We start from the raw sequence: 18469 nt of genomic DNA on the forward strand, positions 1-18469 counted from the left end.
CTGTTCCATGCCTGAATCCATGAAACCCACTCGGTGGCAGGTCCTCGGCGGGGCGCTGGGCGCCCTCGCGGGCGTCGCCATCCTGCCCAATCTGGCCCGCGCCGACACCGCCGCCTACGACGTAGTGGTCGTCGGCTGCGGCGCGGCCGGCATGACCGCCGCGCTGACCGCGGCCAAGCGCGGCCTCTCCGTGCTCGTCGTGGAGAAGGCCGCGGTGTTCGGCGGTTCGGCCGCCAGATCCGGTGCCGGCATCTGGCTTCCGAACAATTCCGTGATCCTGGCCGCCGGTGTGCCCGACACCCCCGCGAAGGCGGCCCAATACCTCGATGCCGTGGTGGGATCGGAGGTGCCGGCCGACCGCAAGGCCGCCTTCCTGGCCAACGGGCCGAAGATGCTCGACTTCGTCATGGCCAACAGTCCGTCGAAATTCATTTGGATGGACGGGTATTCGGACTACTACCCGGAGCTGCCGGGCGGCATGCCCAACGGCCGGTCCATCGAACCGGACCTGTTCGACGGCAAACTGCTCGGGGCCGAGCTCGCCAACCTCAATCCGGCGTATATCCCCACCCCCAAAGGGGTTTCGATCTTCAGCCAGGAATATCGCTGGCTGAACATCGCCGCGGTGAACGCTCAGGGCGCGGCCGTCTCGGCGAAAACCGTGACCCGGTATACCGAAGCCGTCGCCAAGTGGCAGACCCCGCTCACCATGGGGCAGGCGCTGGCGGGCGGGCTGCGCGCGGGCCTGGCGCAGGCCAAGGTTCCGGTCTGGCTGAACACGCCGCTGACCGCGCTGCTGCACGACCCTTCCGGCAAGGTGACCGGGGTGACCGTCACCCGCGACGGGTGGCCACGAACATCAACGCCAACCGCGGGGTCATCGTGTGCTCGGGCGGGTTCGAACACAATGCCGCGATGCGCAACCAGTATCAGCAGCAGCCCATCGGCACCAACTGGACCGTCGGCGCCGCCGCCAATACCGGTGACGGGATTCTGGCCGGAATCGCCGCGGGCGCACAGGTTTCGCTGATGGACGACGCCTGGTGGGGTCCGGCCATCCCGCTGCCGGACGAACCGTATTTCTGCCTGGCCGAACGCACCCTGCCCGGCAGCTACATCGTCAACCAGGCCGGCAATCGCTTCGTGAACGAGGCCGCGCCCTACAGCGACGTCGTGCATTCCATGTACAAGCAGAACGCCGCCCACCCCGACATCCCCTGCTGGCTGATCTTCGACCAGGACTACCGAAACCGCTACCTGTTCAAGGACATCGCCCCCACCCTCCCGTTCCCCGACAGCTGGTACAGCTCCGGCGCGGTCTTCAAATCCGCCACCATCCCGGGCCTGGCCAACGCGATCTGCGTCGACCGCACCACCTTCTGGAACACCTACACCCGCTTCAACGGCTTCGCCGTCTCCGGCACCGACACCGACTTCAAACGCGGCAACTCCCACTACGACCACTACTTCACCGACCCCGGCATCCACCCCAACTCCTGCCTGGCCCCCCTCCTCGTCCCACCCTTCTACGCCTGCAAAATCGACCCGGCGACCTAGGCACCAAGGGCGGCATGCTCACCGACGCCGCCGCCCGAGTCCTCACCCCCACCGCCCAACCCATCCCCGGCCTCTTCGCCGCTGGCAACTGCTCCAGCGCCGTCATGGGCCACGGCTACGCCGGCGCCGGCTCCACCATGACCTTCGCCTACATAGCCGCCAACACCATCTAACCCCTCGCCCCAAACCCCCTCCACCCCAACCCATCCCACCGAATCAAAGGCCCTGACACAAAGAAGGGCCGCCCCGGCAATCCCCGGGACGGCCCTCCTGCACGGCCACACACAGTCCTACTGCATGTGTCGCGACGTTCCAACCGGCCACGGCGCCTCGTGGAAGGCCAATGAGCCGACAACTTTTCGGCTCAGTGCAAGACTGGCAGCAGTGCAAGCAGCACCGCGATGAGGAGCAGGGGAACCGAGAGTCGCTCGACGAGTGCGTGAGTCCGCTCGAGATCGGCATTGCGGCGCGAACCGTCCGTGGCGGCGCCTCGGACACTGTCCGCACCGCCGGCGATACGTGCGGCGAGTGTGGCATCGACGCGAAGCTTGACGGTGAGAATCGTTGCCATCACGAGTGCGCCGACCAGATAGACCGCAGCGACCGCGCAGGCCCCCGACGCCAGTCTTGTAACGTCGATCACGACGAGGGCAATGCTGGCGATCAGGGAAGCGCGGTTGTAGCGGGTCCACGCACCGACCGAGATCTTCTCGACGGCAAGGGCGATATCCGGTGCCGTGCCTGGTGTTTGGGCATCCAGCAGTAGCGGCCGAACTCCAGCAACCATGATCAACCCACCCGCGGTGACGACACCGACCGCGAAGCGTTCGGCTCCGGTGAGGCCGACGTTGATAAGAGTGTCAGCGGCGTTGATGTTCATGTGTTCCTCCCGAGCAGCAAAGTGCGGTGCGCACTCACGTCATTCTGCGATGGCGTTACTATGGTGCGCGCTCACCTCTCTTGTCAACGGGTGGGGCAGCGCCGACCGAGGGAGATCACCGATGGCAACACCGGCCCGGCAGCGGATCCTCGATGCCGCTGCACAACTGCTGCGCGAGAAGGGCATTGCGCGCCTCACCACGCGTGAAATCGCCATGGCCGCGGACGCTGCGGAGGGTTCGATCACCAAGAACTTCGGCGGCAAACTCGGCCTACTCACCGCGCTGCTGTCGAGCGAACTTCCCGAACTCGCCGCCTGGCGCGCCGCTCTCACGCCAGCGACCCCTCATCGGGACGACTTGCGGGCCGCGCTGATCGCGGTCGGCGACAAGGCAATCGACTACTACACGGCGTCGCTGCCGCTCGTCGCCGGCGCCGTCGCCGATGCCACGCTTCTCGACGCCTATCGAGCGACGAACACCGCCCAGGACACCGGACCACAACTGGCCACGGAGATCATGGCCACGTATTTGAACACCTGGCAGGCGACAGGCGCCCTTTCACCCGATACCGACACCTGGGCCACGGCCCTGATGTTCTGCGGCGCAGCACAATTGCAGGCCTGGACCGAGTACCTCGCTGGACCGGGATCGCTACCCCATGATCGAAACGCACGAATCCGAGCGGTCGCAATGACGCTCATCCCCTGACACCGGTATCCGTGGATGCGCACTCCGCCTCGGTCAGCGAATTGTCCCTCAGCGGACGGATTTCAGTATCGATCCTTGCGCCCTGCCACGGTGAAGGCGGCCGCCGGTAGGTGAGGTGCACGGTCACCGTCCTGACCTCATCGGTCGTCCCACCCAGAATGACCAAACGGCCGGTCTGACAGATGTTGTGCCGCATGGCTTCAGCGCACACCCTTGCCCGTGTCCACTACGAACAGTCGTAATAAAGACTACGGTCGATATCGACCGGAAGGAGGCGCCGTGTCGGACAAGTCATCGATCGAATGGACTGAGGCGACGTGGAATCCGGTGACGGGCTGCGACCGCGTATCGACCGGTTGCGACCGCTGCTACGCCATGGTGCTGGCAAAGCGGCTCAAGTCCATGGGAGCCGAAAAATACCAGCAGGACGGCGATCCGCGGACCTCCGGCCCAGGTTTCGGTGTGACGCTTCACCCTCGTGCGCTCGATGTGCCGCGTCGCTGGCGGACATCGCGAGTGGTGTTCGTGAACTCAATGTCCGACCTTTTCCACGCGAGGGTGCCGGTCGGCTACATCCGTGATGTCTTCGATGTCATGCGCGAGACTCCGCAGCACACCTACCAGATACTCACCAAGCGCGCGTTGCGGCTGCGGCGCGTTGCGGACCAGCTGGAATGGCCAACTAATGTGTGGATGGGGGTCTCGGTCGAGAACGCCGACCACCTCGACCGGGTGGAACATCTGCGAGAGGTCCCGGCCGCGGTTCGATTTCTGTCATGCGAGCCGCTCCTTGGCCCGCTGGACAGCCTGGTCTTGGACGGCATCGGTTGGGTGATCGCTGGCGGGGAGTCCGGCATCGGTCACCGCCCGATGGACCCGAATTGGGTGCGGAACATTCGCGACGCGTGCGGCGGCGCGGGGATCCCGTTCTTCTTCAAGCAGTGGGGCGGTCGGACGCCGAAGGCGATGGGCCGCGAGCTCGACGGTCGGCTGTGGGATGGTATGCCACAGTTGGCCGCTCGCTGACCTGCCCAGGACGAGGGCTGGTGCTGGTGCTGAACTCAGCCCACCATGGCCGACTCGACGGCCACCAGTGCGGTGTCGGCTGCCACAGGACATCTCCGCTGACCGTCGGCACCGGCACGGCGGGCGGCTCGAAGAATGACAACTGCCCGGACTTCTCTTCTTTCTGCATCCTCGCGTAGCGCCGGGCCTCGGCCATCATGCGCGGTTCGCGCTCGGCCGCATGCTTGTACAGGTGGCGCATGATCCGGTCGCCAGCGTCATGATCGGTCGCGAAAACCATGTCATAGATGGTCGTCCCATTGGTCATGCGCATCGGGATCCGATGAGTGTGAAGATATCCCAGGTGTTCAGCGAGACGAAACCGAATAAGGTTGGTCATCTCGTCCCGGTACTGGTTCGTCGTGATGGCGTTCGCATCCAGGGCGCGCTGGATGATTTCCCACTTCGTGGTGCCGTAGAACCGCGTGACTCGTTCCCGGAACCGCTCGCTGCTGGTGCCCCGGATTCCGCGCAGGGTGAACACCGGTGAGACGAGCAGCCACAGTTCCGCCTTGGTCTTCGCGAGCGTCGACTTGAACTGGGCGATCTTGACGATGGTCGTCCAATCCACCTCCGCCGCTTGCTGATCAATGAAGGCGAACGTGGGCGCGCGGTTGAAGGGCATCAACTCCGCCAGAACGCCGTCGATGGTCTCATTGCAGTCCCCGGGCACGACCCGGAACTTTTTGTCCGGAAAGTCTTTCCGCAGTGATTCCTCCAGCATGGCGGCATTCTCGGGAAGTTCGAAGAACACATGCCGGGTAAATCCATGCTCAGCAGCCAGAACTCGTCGCGGGGATCCGTCGATGAGCTCCCCGGTATGCCGTTCGATGTTCTCCGGCTGACCAGCCATCAGATCGAGGTAGATCCGCTCAGTCGAGGACTTGGATGCCAGGTTGAACCGGTCCACGTAGTCGCCGAGGATCTGCAGCTTGTTGCTGGTCCAATAGGACCACTGGCGCGCCATACCGGCCTCCTGCCACCCCTGCGGGCCGGGGCCGAGCCCTGCCCGACTTTCTCAGAATAGGGCGCTCTTCTTGTCCGTATTGCGCGAATGGTACGAATTGGCCTGGCAGGCAAGACTATTGATCTCGTGCCTCGTGGTACAGGGCGGGATGCACTGGGGCCGTATGGTTCTGGCCAGGGCGTGAGGCAAGGTGATCGGCCCAGCGTGGGGCGGTGAAAGCTACGGAAGCGGTCTCATGGTCAGCAACCCTGTCATGCGGATTTGGCGCGGACCTTGGAAATTGTTCTACCGGGACCGCTGCCGACACTGTCCATTATCGGTCGCCGAGTGGGACGACGCGGGCTGGCACCCGTTCCCCGACCGAATGGCCGAGGTCGAACGACTGGTGGGCAGTAACGTCAAGGCTTACGATCAAGACCGTTGGACGTAATCACACCTCCGCAGGCGCACCCCGCAGCCTAGCCAGCGAATTGTCCCGCAGCGTACGGATTTCAGCTTGAGCGTGGTGCTGCCCGCCATCATAGGCCGCCTCGTCCAGCGGTCCCGGAGTCTCGGCGGTACGGGTCGGGCCCTTGAGAACCACGTCGCCTGCAGCCTCGATGAACTTGCCGCGTCTCAGTCTGCGGCGATACGGGATTTGCCGCGGGATTCGTAGTCGTAATCCCAGGTGTCGTCGCACTGAGCGGACGTCGTTGGCGGGACGGCTTGAGCGAGAGCATCGCGGACGGCATCGGTAGCGGCTCGGACTTCCTCTCGATCGTCGATCGCGTCGAGTTCGATTCGGATGGACTTCTGCGCGGTGCCCTGCGCTTGCCCGATCAACTCCAGCAGACTTGCCACAAGTCGGGTGGTGTGATCGTCGGCGCCGGTGATGCGCCAGTCGTGGACAGTGCCATCGGCGCTGACTGCCACGGTGATCCGGCCATCGGCGGAGGTCGCGGTGACGGTACGGGTCCGGATCGCTTCCTGCAGACGTTCGGTGTCCTCGGCGACCGCATCCAGCACTGAGCGGTGACGCGCAGGAATGTGATCAGCCATAGTGAGAGTTCCCCTACTCGCTGGTCCTGGCTGCCGACCTCGTGGAGAGGGCGCAGCATCTCTGAATGGCGTTATAAAGTACGCGCAACTAAGTTTGTATCATCACTCGCACCGACTGTTCAGCGTCGGCGACAAGAGGGGGTCACGGTCATGGGTGGATGGCTGGATGTGGATCCGGAACGCGTGCGCGCCTTGGCTTCCGGGTTCAAGGATGCCTCGACCACGCTCGGAGGAATGACCGACCACGATTCGGCCGACCAGATCACCACCGGCCTGGGTGACACGGCGGTCGGCGGGGCCTGCGCGGCGGTGGCGACCGCGGTCGGCGGGGCGTTCACCGCCGTCTCCGGCCACTACGACGCACTGCACATCCATGCCCACAATGGCGCCGGCGCCTACGACGCCAACGAGGATGTCTCGGTCGACAAGTTCACCAACCTGGAGGACTTGATCTGATGGGTACGCCGACCATCGCGCAGGTGAAGGCGTGAGATCCGGGCGTGCTGAATACCCAGGCCGGTGAGTGGGAGCAGAAGGCGAAGACCCTCGGTGACACCCTGGACGCGGCGGCACGCTCGGTCGACGGCTCCCATCACTACTGGATCGGTGATGCCGGGGACTCGATGCGCGACCGGCACGACGAAATCCACGGCGACGCAAAGACGGTCAAGACCGCCCTGGAGAACGGGGCCACCGCCGCGCGCAGTGGCGCCACCGCTATCGACGCTGCCAAGACCGCACTGCTGAACCAGGTCACTACCGCCGAAGGTAAGGGCTACATCGTCAACTACGACACCGGCGAGGTGAAGCCCAACGACTACATGCGCATGATGCTCCAACTCGCCGGTGCGGATAACGCGCAAGCCCCGAAAGCGGGGATCGTGTCGCAGGCGGAGGAGTACCAGAAGGCAATCCAGGCCGCGCTAGTCGATTGCGGCACCGCGGACGACAACGCGATGACCGCGGTCAACAACGCCTTCGCCAACCTGACCACCACCCAGATCCAGCAGCCAAGCACCGATCAGCTCGATCAGCTCACCGCCGATCAGGCGAAGAAGGATCTCCAGGCAGTCAAGGACGGCACTGCCGACGATGCGACCCTGGCGCGAATCCGCATGGCTACCACGCTGTCCGATCAAGACAAGCAGGACCTGAACAACGGCGACTCGATCAGCCTTGCCCAATACCCGTATGTCCAAGCCTTCACCCAGGGCATGAACGACATGTCCAATGAGGACATCGACCAGCTGGGCAGCAATCTCAAAGGAAACGGGCACGATCAGGTGCAAGCGGACATCGCCAACGATTTCCGCATCGTATCCAACCCTCAGGTGCACAGCCCCGACGGCAAGTACACCGGTGGAATTTCACAGCTGCCCAAGGATGTTCAGAAGGCCCTCACTGAGGACCCGTCCGTGCTCGCCAAGACCACGACCGTCGCGAACCAATACAGCAGTGTCGACATGTCCAGCTACGACGCAAACAAAGTGCAGTCGTCCATGGCGGCGCTCGGTGACCTGATGAGCAAGGGCGACAACACCATTCAGGGCAGCGACATCAACCGCGCCATGATCAAGCAAGGCGCCGAAATTGCGGCATTGCACCCCAGCGACAAGGGGATGAGCCAACTCACCCCCAAACTCGCCGATACTTTCCTGCAAAACGCCTCCGGTGACCACACCGCCGTTCGTGACGCCCTCATCGCCGACGCAAACAGCTCCAACCCCGACGCCCGCGCGGCCGCAACCCGGATGGACCTAACCTGCACCCCCGGGGGCCATTACAACGCCAACGATCACATCGTGGACATCCTGCAACACCAATGGTCACCGGACCAGCACGGCGCAGAAAACATGTTCAAGTACATCGGCGACGACGCCGGCGCAGCCAACCAATTCCAACAGCAGCGAGCAGGAGAATCAGCTCAATCGCTGGCCACGATCATCGCCCACAACGAAGCCACGCTGTCCCACGACGTGCCCGGCGCCGCCGGCCACGCCTCCTTCGGCGAACTGAACCCGGGCCTGAGTCAGGTCGTCGCGAAATCCCTTGAGCCTTACATCCCGAACCTTGCCGGAGTCAGCGACCCCGACCTGAAAATCAACCACTACTGCGGCAACCTCGATACCGCTGGCAGCACCGACGGTAGCCCCGACGCACACGGCAATCAGCTCAACCACACCCCCGGCGACCTATCGAACCTATTCAAGGTGATCGACTCAAACCCGGATGCCGCCAAGGAATTCAACAACGCTGCCGCACACCTGGCCGGGCAACTCGACTTCGCCTACGGCGCCGGAACCGACCCCCATAGGGCCTACGAGCAGGGGCAACTCACTGGGGCCATGAAAAACGGCCTCGACGACGAGCTGTCGACCCTGATCAAAATCGATCACGACAACGCCGGCGACGCGGCCTCCGCTGCGTACAACCGAAAAACGGAGATCGCTGACATCGTCACCGGGATCATTTCCACCGGCGGTGCCATCAGCTCTGGAGACCTTCCCGTATCCCCGGGTGGTCTGGTGTCCAGTGCGGCCAACGTCCTCGACCCCATCATCAAGGCCGACATCAAGTCGCCGGATACGTACGGGATCGACCAGGCCGCAACCCACTGGAACAAAGATCTCGCACCGGTCACCCGCGTCGATGGTAACAACACCTTCCTGCAGGACGCCAACATCATCAACGGCTACAACTCGGTCCACCACGACACCTTCGACCGATTCAACAACTACGAATACAACGGCCGCACCTACCAGTTCTTCGACTCCCAAGGCCGACCCGACATGGACGTCATCGAACACAACCAGACTGCTTTCGACGAGGCGAAGAAGAATATAATCGGGCGAAACACTTTCATCGACTATCACGAAGACCAAAGGGCCGGACTCGCGAACCCGGACATTATCCCACAGAAGGATGGACCAAAATGAGACGGACCGCCGTCAAGGCGATATCGATCTTCGTTGCGGTGCTCGGAGTGGTGTTCCTGGCCGCCGCCTGCTCGCCCGGAGAATCGTCCCACCAAGCTGCCAGCACAACCGTGCAACCATCCGCCGCACCCCGATATAACCCGTACGTGGACGAGGCAAGCATAGTCGTCGACTACGCGAAGATCGATCCGGGCATTTTCGAAAAATTCAACAACTACCCCAACGGACGTACCGGGGAGACGCGTAAATTCTTCGATTCCAGTGGACAGCCGGATATGGATGTTATCAACCACAACATGACTACATTCGACGAAGCAAAGCGTGCTCTCATTCCGCATGATTTCTATCAGCAGGAATGGGAAGAAAAATTTGCTGCTCACCAGTCGTCCGTTGCGGCGACGTATCCGCCCAAATAGAAACTCGTGGGCCTTGAGGGTGCTCTGCATCCACGCTAGAGCAACTCAATTCGATTTGAGTGTGGACAGCCTTATCAATCGCCTGCGCCACTCCGTTCCGAAGTGCTGATTTAGTAACAGGCCAAGCTTTTCGCCATCGACGAAGTCGAGCCTGTCATCACTTTCTGCTAGGCTGCGCACACCTTTCGAGCATTTCCCGGTAGTTACCAAAACCCCGCTGGTTGCGCGTTCGGTAGCGACGACGCCCAGTAGAGCCCGTGCTGTGTCAACCTCTACTGTTCCGCTGTATTGCTTGCACTCAATGAGGTGATCTCATCAACTTCGGTGTGTGCTTGAGGGTTTCGGGCATTCGGGAGTTTCGGGACTTGCCCGGTCATGGGCGTGGAGTCCCAGGTAGACCGGTTTTCTCCCACAGAATTCCGATGCCTGAAGGACTCCACGTGATCGCCTATCGTGCCATGCTCGACGTGTCCCGGGAGCTGGTCTGCCATGTTTCCCGGTTGCTGGCCGCCCAACGGCGAGCCCGGGGCACCCGCCGCGGTGCCCGGGCGCTGACACCGTTTCGGCAGGCGATGTTCGTGCTGGCCTGGTTCCGTAAACGCGAGGACATCGCGGTGCTGGGCGCAGGTTTCGGTATCAGCCGCTCGACCGCCTGCTTGCGCCAGACCGAGCCGATCGCGCGGCGATGCCGGCGGATCAGCCCGGCCACGAAGTGGAGAGTCTGGCGTGACAACGGCAGCGCGGAACGGTAGAACAACACGTGAAGCCCTTGGTACTCAGCAGTTTTGGTCGACAGCTGATCTACCAGGGGCTTCACCATTCACGGAGCCGACACGCCACACCAATCACCCACTACCACAACGGATCTCACTGGAGATGAAAAGGGCTCCGTGACCCCCATTGGACATCCCTCAACAAGTACAGCACCCACAGGGGCAGCCTGTAGCACTGCACTGGTCAAGGTGGCACCGCTTGCCGACGTGGCCGGGGCCGAGGGCGGTGCGGTCGTAAGGATGGATGCGGTGGTCAGAGCCGCCGCCGCATGCCCTGCGGAATCGGGCGCGGTCTCCCGCCCTGCGAAGAAAGTCACGACAGCCGCAATTACGCCGGTGATGGCCGTGATCCATGCTGGCCCGAACTCCATCAGCTTCGATCTGCGCGTTGGACTCGGCTCTGGCGTGGATGAACCTTGACCAGCTGGAGACTGACGATCGGAATCGGACTGCGGTTCAGGACGATTCGCACGGGATCCCCCCGTGGGCGGTCGACGCACGCTCACAGCGGTGAGTCTAGGGGTGCAGACAGATTCTCGCTACGAATCCCAAAGGCCCGCAAGGCTTTAGGAACCGGCCGCCAGCAGACCAGTCGAAGCTAAACCGATCAGACATTCAGCAAGGATTAAGCAAATCTCCGATGCCCCACGTAACACGGCATCGACGTGGACCTGCCCCATGGAAACCATGGGTGACATGGCCTTGGAAAGGTGGGCGCAGAGGGGATCGAACCCCCGACCGCTGGTGTGTAAAACCAGTGCTCTACCGCTGAGCTATACGCCCCGAACCGCCGGCGGGGCCGGGGTGGGTGGGAACGGGACCGGAGTCCGGGTTCGCCGGGTTATGAATCTAGTGTGGCGAGGGCTTTTTCCCAAGCTTGCTGGTCACGGGGCTCGCCGGGGCCGTTCATTTCGGCGAAGCGGATGATGCCGTCTTTGTCTACGACGAAGGTGCCGCGGTTGGGGTAGCCGGATTTTTCGTTGAAGACGCCGTAGGTTTGGGCCACTGCGCCGTGGGGCCAGAAGTCGGAGAGGAGGGGGAAGGTGTAGCCCTGTTCGGCGGCCCAGATCTTGTGGGTGGGCGGGGGGCCTACGGAGATGGCGAGGATTTCGGCGTTGTCGTTCTGGAACTTGGGGAGTTCGTCGCGGACTTTGCAGAGTTCGCCTTGGCAGATGCCGGTGAAGGCCAAGGGGTAGAAGACGATCAGGACGTTCTTCTCACCGCGGAAGCTCGACAGGGTGACTTCCTGGTTGTTCTGGTCCTTCAACGTGAAGTCCGGTGCGACCGTACCGACTTCGAGCGGCATACCTACCCTCCATCCTTGCGTGCGTGCTCAGCATGCAGCGGCGCCCGATGGGGAAACCATCGGGTGCCGCTGCGGCTGACTGAAACCTTAGTGGAGCGTCTCAGCGTTGCTTGGAGGGCGTCTTGGGCTGGGTGAGCTTGGTGCCCGTCCAGGTGCCCAAGGACACGGGTGTGGTCGAGGTGAGGCCCGCGGGGGTGGCCGACTCGGCGATCTCACTCGGGTCGACATGGCCGGGCTGGCCGGTCTTGGGGGTGAGCACCCAGACCACGCCGTCGTCGGCGAGCGGGGTGATCACATTGAGCAACTCGTCCACCAGGTCGCCGTCCCCGTCGCGCCACCACAGCAGCACGACGTCGACCACCTCGTCGGTGTCTTCGTCGAGTAACTCGGAACCGGTGGCTTCCTCGATCTCGGCGCGAAGCGCGTCATCGGTATCTTCGTCCCAGCCCAGTTCCTGAACCACCATGTCGTGTGAAATGCCAAGCTTCTGAGCGTAGTTCTGCGCGTCCGCCGCGGCGACCACGGTGGTGTCCTCCTCAACTCCCGACAATAGGTAGTTGCAAGCGAACAGGGTAAAAGCCCTCAGCGCAAGCCGATCGACCGAAATCGCACCCTAAATGTCGTATGTGAGACCGCCGGGGAGGGGCGGACAAGGGGGCTTTCACTTGGCCGGACAGCCGTTGCGCACCGCCGTGAGCGCGTCGTTCACCTTTTTGCTGCCGTCGTTGAGCGGCACCACCGACGACCCCACCGACATCTTGCGAATCTCCGCGGCCAACGCGCGCGCCGCGGCCACGTAGTCGGTGAACTTGCCCGACAGTTCGGCCGGCAGGTTCGGGCCGGCGGCCGCGACCTGAGTCTCGACCGTCTTCGCGGCGTCCTCGAGCGCGGTTGCCGCGGCATCCCGCTTGGCGCTCTGGTCGCCGGCGCTGCCGTCGTGTGCGTCCACGAATTCGTTGTAGCGGTCGACCTGGGTGGTGGCCGCCTTGCGGAAGGCGTCGCAATTGTCCCCGGTCGCCTTGGCGATCGCGGCCGCGGCGCGCGAGGAACTGGCCGCCGCCGCGGAGGTCGCCGCCTCCGCCTTGTAGGACGTCACCTGAGCTTGATCGACGGTCGCGGTACCCTCGACCGTGTTCGCACATCCCGCCAGCACCAGCCCCACCGCCACGGCCCCGGACGCGCACACCAATCCGAACCCCCGCGGGTTCAGCAGCTTCACTTGGTTCCTCCCCGATCCAGCCGGCGGTGTCGGATGGGCGTCGCTCGCGGCGCGGTTCCCTGCGCAACCGTACTGGATTTCCGGCTGACATGATGACCTGGGCCGCATCATCGACAAGGATGTGAGATGCGCCCCAAACCTTTGCTGACGGGTAGGCCGCCGACCAGCGGCTACCCGGGGTATTGACGCCACACCAGATGTCCCACCCCATGTGTACGAGGAGCAAACGTCTTGACCGACTTGATGCACCCGACTTCGTCGAATTCCGCCAACGGATCGACCCGCAAATCCCCGGCGGGGGGCCGGGTTCGAGTGATTCGCGAGGGGGTGGCGTCATACCTGCCGGACATCGACCCGGAGGAGACCAGCGAATGGCTCGACTCCTTCGACGAAATGCTCACCCGCGAGGGCCCCGGCCGCGCCCGCTACCTCATGCTGCGCCTGCTCGAGCGCGCCGGTGAACGCCACGTCGCCATCCCGGCGCTGACCTCCACCGACTACGTCAACACCATTCCCACCGAGAACGAGCCGTGGTTCCCGGGCGACGAGGAGGTGGAGCGCCGCTACCGCGCCTACATCCGCTGGAACGCCGCCATCATGGTGCACCGCGCCCAGCGCCCGGGAATCGGTGTGGGCGGCCACATTTCGACCTACGCGTCCTCGTCGGCGCTCTACGAGGTCGGCTTCAACCACTTCTTCCGCGGCAAGGATCATCCGGGCGGCGGCGACCAGATCTTCATTCAGGGCCATGCCTCGCCGGGCGTCTACGCCCGCGCCTTCCTCGAGGGCCGCCTGACCGAGGATCAGATGGACGGCTTCCGCCAGGAGTACAGCCACGGCGGTCCCGGCGCCGGCCTGTCGTCCTACCCGCATCCGCGCTTGATGCCCGACTTCTGGGAATTCCCCACGGTCTCCATGGGTTTGGGCCCGATGAACGCCATCTACCAGGCGCGGTTCAACCACTACCTGCACGACCGCGGCCTCAAAGACACGTCCGACCAGCATGTTTGGGCGTTCCTGGGCGACGGCGAGATGGACGAGCCGGAATCGCGCGGCCTGATCCAGGTCGCCGCCAACGAGGGCCTGGACAACCTGACCTTCGTCATCAACTGCAACCTGCAGCGCCTCGACGGCCCGGTCCGCGGCAACGGCAAGATCATTCAGGAGCTGGAGTCGTTCTTCCGCGGCGCCGGCTGGAATGTCATCAAGGTGGTGTGGGGCCGCGAATGGGATGCCCTGCTGCAGGCCGACCGCGACGGCGCGCTGGTCAACCTGATGAACACCACCCCCGACGGCGACTACCAGACCTACAAGGCCAATGACGGCGCGTACGTGCGCGAACACTTCTTCGGCCGCGACCCGCGCACCAAGGAACTGGTCAAGGGCCTGTCGGATTCCGAGGTCTGGAACCTCAAGCGCGGCGGCCACGACTACCGCAAGATCTACGCCGCCTACGCCGCGGCCATGGCGCACAAAGGCCAGCCGACGGTCATTCTCGCCAAGACCATCAAGGGCTACGGCCTGGGCAAGCATTTCGAGGCCCGCAACGCCACGCACCAGATGAAGAAGATGACCCTCGACGATCTGAAGGCGTTCCGCGATCTGCAGCGCATTCCGATCACCGATGCCGAGCTCGAGGCGAATCCGTATCTGCCGCCGTACTACACCCCCGGCAAGGACGCGCCCGAGATCCAGTACATGCTCGACCGCCGCCGCCAGCTCGGCGGCTACCTTCCCGAGCGTCGCACCATGTCCAAGCCGCTGGCGCTGCCCGGCGACGAGGCCTACCGTTCGGTGCGCAAGGGTTCGGGCAAGCAGCCGGTGGCCACCACCATGGCCTTCGTGCGCCTGATGAAGGAACTGTTGCGCGACAAGGAGATCGGCAAGCGCATCGTCCCGATCATCCCCGACGAGGCCCGCACCTTCGGTATGGACTCGTGGTTCCCGTCGCTGAAGATCTACAACCGCAACGGCCAGCTCTACACCTCGGTCGACGCGGAACTCATGCTCGCCTACAAGGAGTCGAGCGTCGGCCAGATCCTGCACGAGGGCATCAACGAGGCCGGTTCGACCTCCAGCTTCACCGCGGTCGGCACCTCCTACGCCACCCACGGCGAGCCGATGATCCCGCTCTACATCTTCTATTCGATGTTCGGCTTCCAGCGCACCGGCGACGGCCTGTGGGCGGCGGCGGATCAGATGGCGCGCGGTTTCGTGCTCGGCGCGACGGCCGGCCGGACCACGCTGACCGGTGAGGGCTTGCAGCACAACGACGGTCACTCGCTGCTGCTGGCGTCCACCAACCCGGCGTGCGTCGCCTACGATCCGGCGTTCTCCTTCGAGATCGCCCACATCGTGCGCGACGGCATGCGCCGCATGTACGGCGGCGGGCTTTCGCAGGGCGGCTATCAGGAGGCGCTGCCGGGCACCGACCCGGAATCGCATTCGGCGCATCACGAATTCGGCGGCGAGGACATCTTCTACTACATCACCCTCTACAACGAGCCGTACGTGCAGCCGGCCGAGCCGGAGAACCTGGACGTGCAGGGCCTGCTCAAGGGGATCTACCGCTACAAGCAGGGTGGGGCGGGCGATCTGCGCGCCAACATCCTGGTCGCCGGCGTCACCATGCCCGACGGCCTGCGCGCGCAGGAGATGCTCGCCGAGGAGTGGGGCGTGCAGGCGGACGTCTACTCGGTGACCTCGTGGGGCGAGCTCCGCAAGGAGGCCCTCGCCAAGGAGATCGCGAAACTCCGTCACCCCGACCAGGATCCGGGCCAGCCGTACATCACCGAGCTGCTGTCGCAGGCGCAGGGCCCCTTCGTGGCCGCCTCCGACTGGATCCGCGCGGTGCCCGATCAGATCCGCCAGTGGGTGCCGGGCGAGTACATCACCTTGGGCACGGACGGTTTCGGTTTCTCCGACACGCGTCCCGCGGCTCGCCGCGTGTTCAATGTGGACGCCGCCTCCATCGTGGTCGCGGCCCTGCAGGGACTCGCTGCTCAGGGCAAGATCGCACCGGCCACCGCGGCCGAGGCGGCCCGCCGCTACGCCATCGACGATGTGAACGCCGCGCCGAAGGCGGCACCCGGTACCGAAGGTGGCGACGCATAACCGAACATAAGAACCGTGGAACGTAAACCGCCGAGGCCGCGCCGGATCAACGAAGAAGGCACCTCCTCCCACGAGGTCTATCTTCCGACCGGCGCACTCTCGCCGAATCGGCAGACGCGCGACCCGCTTCCGGACACGCTCCTGAAACGGGTCAAGCAGTTCTCCGGCCGCCTGTCGACCGAGGCCGTGTCCTCGATGCAGGATCGGTTGCCGTTCTTCGCCAATCTGGACGCCGCCCAGCGCGCCGGGGTCCAGATGCTGGTGCAGACGGCGGTGGTGAACTTCCTGGAATGGCTGCAGGACCCGGAGTCGGATATCCGCTTCAGTCTCGATGCCTTCCAAGTGATTCCGGACGATCTGGCGCGGCGGCTGACGCTGCGCCAGACCGTCGACATGGTCCGGGTGGCCATGGAGTTCTTCGAGCAGTGGCTACCGGCGTTGGCGCGCAACGATCGTCAGCTGGTGGCGCTCACCGAGGCGGTGCTGCGTTACGGGCGCGAGCTGGGTTTCGCGGCCGCCTCGGTGTACGCCTCGGCCGCGGAGTCGCGAGGCGCGTGGGACACCCGATTGGAGGCGCTGGTCGTCGACGCCGTGGTGCGCGGCGACACCGGCCCCGAGATGCTCTCGCGCGCGGCCACTCTCAATTGGGACGCCACCGCGCCCGCCACCGTCCTGGTGGGCACTCCCCCCAAGGATCAGGCGGCCGCCGTTGTCAGTTCCGTACATAGCGTGGCGGGCCGGCACGGGCGAAACGCGCTCGCGGTGGTGCAGGGTTCGCGGCTCGTCATGGTAGTCAGCGGACATCTCGGGGACCCGTTGTATCCCTCGCAGTTCCTCGCGGATCTGCTCGCGGAGGCGTTCTCGGAGGGTCCGGTGGTGATCGGCCCGACCATGCGCACGCTCTCGGCCGCGCACGTCAGTTCGGTGGAGGCGATGGCCGGGATGGAGGCCGTGGTGGGCTGGCGTGGCGCGCCGCGCCCGGTGCACGCCTCGGAGCTGCTGCCCGAACGCGCCCTGCTGGGTGACCGCGCCGCGGTGGAGGCCCTGAACGAGCACCTCGTGCTACCGTTGGCCGCCGCCAGCGCCGATTTGTCGGACACGCTGGATGCGTACCTGGATTGCGGTGGAGCCGTCGAGACCTGCGCCCGCCAGCTGTTCGTTCATCCAAATACGGTGCGCTATCGGCTCAAGCGAATCGCCGACATCACGGGCCGGGATCCGATGAATCCGCGCGATGCGTATGTGTTACGTATCGCGGCCACAGTAGGCCGACTGACTCGAACTCGTAACGAATCGCCCACTCCTGCCACTGATATGACTCCCGTCACAGACCCCAAGGACGGGTTGTAACGAGATTCGAGGATAGGGCGATCCGGACAACCCACTAGGTCTTTTGTGGACTCCTCACAAAACTGCCAAGCAAGCTTCATTCGCGCCGACATCTCGTGAGAGCGCAGTCACGGTGTTTTCTTGTCAACGTGATCGCATTGCTCGCCCCTGGACAGGGCTCTCAGACACCCGGCATGCTCACCCCTTGGCTCGAACTTCCCGGCGCCGCGGATCGCCTCGCGCTGTGGTCGAAGGCCTCGGGGCTGGACCTGCTGCGTTTGGGTACGACTGCGACCGCGGAAGAGATCGTGGACACGGCTGTCACCCAGCCGCTCGTCGTCGCGGCCGCTCTGCTTGCTTTTGCCGAAATCCCGCAGGCATCACTGCCCGCGGATACCATCGTCGCCGGACACTCGGTCGGCGAATTCGCCGCCGCTGCCGTCGCCGGAGTCCTCTCCGCCGATGACGCGGTGGCATTGGCCGCCATCCGCGGAGCGGAAATGGCCAAAGCTTGCGCCCTCGAGCCGACCGGAATGTCCGCGGTGCTCGGTGGTGACGAGGCGGAAGTGCTCGCTCGTCTCGAGGAGCTCGGGCTCGTTCCGGCCAACCGCAATGCGGTGGGTCAGATCGTGGCCGCGGGTAAGCTCGAGGCGCTCGAAGCCCTTGCCGCGAACCCGCCCGAAAAGGCCCGCATCCGGTCGTTGCCGGTCGCCGGCGCCTTCCATACCGTGTTCATGGCGCCTGCCCAGGACGCGGTGGCGGAGGCCATCGCCAAGATCGCTCCCAGCGAGCCCACCCGGACCCTGCTGTCGAACTTCGACGGGCAGCCGGTGAGCTCCGGACAGGACGCGATCGACAAGCTCGCTGCCCAGGTCACCCGCCCCGTGCGGTGGGATCTGTGCAACGAAACGATCCGTGCGGCAGGGGTTTCCGCGGTGGCGGAGCTGCCGCCGGCGGGCACCCTGGTCGGCATCGCCAAGCGGGAGCTCAAGGGCACCCCGAATCTGGCGCTGAAGACCCCCGCGGATCTCCCCGCGCTCGCCGAGCTGACCGCAACCAGCTAGCTTGGCTCGCGGCCCGCTTCCTCAACGGCGAGTAAGCAATCGGGTCGCACACCGAAATCACCATCCCCACCCCTCTACAGGAAACAAGAAGGGAGC

At 64.4% G+C, this 18469-nt stretch carries 15 protein-coding genes, 1 tRNA gene and 2 pseudogenes; 9 read left to right on the top strand and 9 right to left on the bottom strand.

Annotated elements, in window-relative coordinates:
* The first annotated feature begins 151 nt into the window (after nt 1–151).
* A pseudogene (locus D7D52_RS40225) lies at nt 152–1730 on the top strand (FAD-binding protein).
* Nucleotides 1731–1921: 191 nt separating this feature from the next.
* Here D7D52_RS40225 and D7D52_RS35180 read toward each other — a convergent pair.
* Complete coding sequence (locus tag D7D52_RS35180; protein ID WP_162958789.1) at nt 1922–2437, bottom strand: hypothetical protein; 516 nt, start codon at nt 2435–2437, stop codon at nt 1922–1924.
* A gap of 121 nt (nt 2438–2558) precedes the next feature.
* Here D7D52_RS35180 and D7D52_RS35185 point away from each other — a divergent pair, with 121 nt between their 5' ends.
* Both D7D52_RS35185 and D7D52_RS35190 read left to right on the top strand, forming a co-directional pair.
* Entirely contained in the window at nt 2559–3146 is a 588-nt protein-coding gene (locus D7D52_RS35185) for a TetR/AcrR family transcriptional regulator (protein ID WP_162958790.1), read from the top strand.
* A 279-nt stretch (nt 3147–3425) separates the two neighbouring features.
* Nucleotides 3426–4172: a DUF5131 family protein gene (locus D7D52_RS35190; protein ID WP_120743295.1), complete on the top strand. Its 747-nt coding sequence runs from the start codon at nt 3426–3428 to the stop codon at nt 4170–4172.
* Here D7D52_RS35190 and tcmP read toward each other — a convergent pair.
* Nucleotides 4081–5178, bottom strand: a complete 1098-nt coding sequence (gene tcmP / locus D7D52_RS35195; protein ID WP_120743296.1) for a three-Cys-motif partner protein TcmP — start codon at nt 5176–5178, stop codon at nt 4081–4083. The genes D7D52_RS35190 and tcmP overlap by 92 nt on opposite strands.
* Nucleotides 5179–5793: 615 nt before the next feature.
* Nucleotides 5794–6216, bottom strand: coding sequence for a YbaB/EbfC family nucleoid-associated protein (locus D7D52_RS35200; RefSeq protein ID WP_120743297.1), 423 nt, complete (start codon nt 6214–6216; stop codon nt 5794–5796).
* 150 nt (nt 6217–6366) lie between these two features.
* Here D7D52_RS35200 and D7D52_RS35205 point away from each other — a divergent pair, with 150 nt between their 5' ends.
* Genes D7D52_RS35205 through D7D52_RS38345 form a run of 3 tightly spaced genes read left to right on the top strand, consistent with a single transcriptional unit; the run spans nt 6367 to nt 9568 of the window.
* Nucleotides 6367–6672, top strand: a complete 306-nt coding sequence (locus D7D52_RS35205; protein ID WP_120743298.1) for a type VII secretion target — start codon at nt 6367–6369, stop codon at nt 6670–6672.
* Nucleotides 6673–6716: 44 nt separating this feature from the next.
* On the top strand, nt 6717–9152 hold the full coding sequence (locus tag D7D52_RS38340) for a WXG100 family type VII secretion target (protein ID WP_162958791.1): 2436 nt from the start codon (nt 6717–6719) through the stop codon (nt 9150–9152).
* Nucleotides 9149–9568 carry a hypothetical protein gene (locus D7D52_RS38345; protein ID WP_162958792.1) on the top strand — a complete coding sequence of 140 codons (420 nt, stop codon included), beginning with the start codon at nt 9149–9151 and terminating at the stop codon, nt 9566–9568. The genes D7D52_RS38340 and D7D52_RS38345 overlap by 4 nt, the downstream gene beginning before the upstream one ends.
* A 45-nt stretch (nt 9569–9613) precedes the next feature.
* Here D7D52_RS38345 and D7D52_RS40515 read toward each other — a convergent pair whose 3' ends face one another.
* The 6 genes and pseudogenes from D7D52_RS40515 to D7D52_RS35245 all read right to left on the bottom strand — a co-directional run bounded on the left by D7D52_RS40515 (nt 9614) and on the right by D7D52_RS35245 (nt 12866).
* A complete protein-coding gene (locus D7D52_RS40515) occupies nt 9614–9871 on the bottom strand; it encodes a restriction endonuclease (protein ID WP_120743299.1) in 258 nt (85 codons plus the stop codon).
* Nucleotides 9872–10223: 352 nt separating this feature from the next.
* Nucleotides 10224–10328, bottom strand: a pseudogene (locus tag D7D52_RS35225) (IS5/IS1182 family transposase); the annotation flags it as partial.
* A gap of 724 nt (nt 10329–11052) precedes the next feature.
* Nucleotides 11053–11124: transfer RNA gene (locus tag D7D52_RS35230), tRNA-Val, on the bottom strand.
* Between the two features lie 58 nt (nt 11125–11182).
* Entirely contained in the window at nt 11183–11647 is a 465-nt protein-coding gene (locus D7D52_RS35235; protein ID WP_120743300.1) for a peroxiredoxin, read from the bottom strand.
* 100 nt (nt 11648–11747) lie between these two features.
* The gene (locus D7D52_RS35240) at nt 11748–12170 is read right to left on the bottom strand and encodes a DUF3052 domain-containing protein (RefSeq protein ID WP_120744694.1); all 423 of its coding nucleotides are present in this window, start codon (nt 12168–12170) and stop codon (nt 11748–11750) included.
* 138 nt (nt 12171–12308) lie between these two features.
* The gene (locus D7D52_RS35245; RefSeq protein ID WP_246023522.1) at nt 12309–12866 is read right to left on the bottom strand and encodes a hypothetical protein; all 558 of its coding nucleotides are present in this window, start codon (nt 12864–12866) and stop codon (nt 12309–12311) included.
* 243 nt (nt 12867–13109) lie between these two features.
* Here D7D52_RS35245 and aceE point away from each other — a divergent pair, with 243 nt between their 5' ends.
* From aceE to D7D52_RS35260, 3 genes are all read left to right on the top strand, one after another.
* Nucleotides 13110–15980, top strand: coding sequence for a pyruvate dehydrogenase (acetyl-transferring), homodimeric type (gene aceE / locus D7D52_RS35250; RefSeq protein WP_120743301.1), 2871 nt, complete (start codon nt 13110–13112; stop codon nt 15978–15980).
* A gap of 45 nt (nt 15981–16025) precedes the next feature.
* Complete coding sequence (locus D7D52_RS35255; RefSeq protein WP_425464703.1) at nt 16026–17330, top strand: PucR family transcriptional regulator; 1305 nt, start codon at nt 16026–16028, stop codon at nt 17328–17330.
* A 128-nt stretch (nt 17331–17458) separates the two neighbouring features.
* Entirely contained in the window at nt 17459–18373 is a 915-nt protein-coding gene (locus D7D52_RS35260; RefSeq protein ID WP_120743303.1) for an ACP S-malonyltransferase, read from the top strand.
* Nucleotides 18374–18469 lie beyond the last annotated feature (96 nt).

The organism is Nocardia yunnanensis (assembly GCF_003626895.1).
Lineage (GTDB): Bacteria > Actinomycetota > Actinomycetes > Mycobacteriales > Mycobacteriaceae > Nocardia > Nocardia yunnanensis.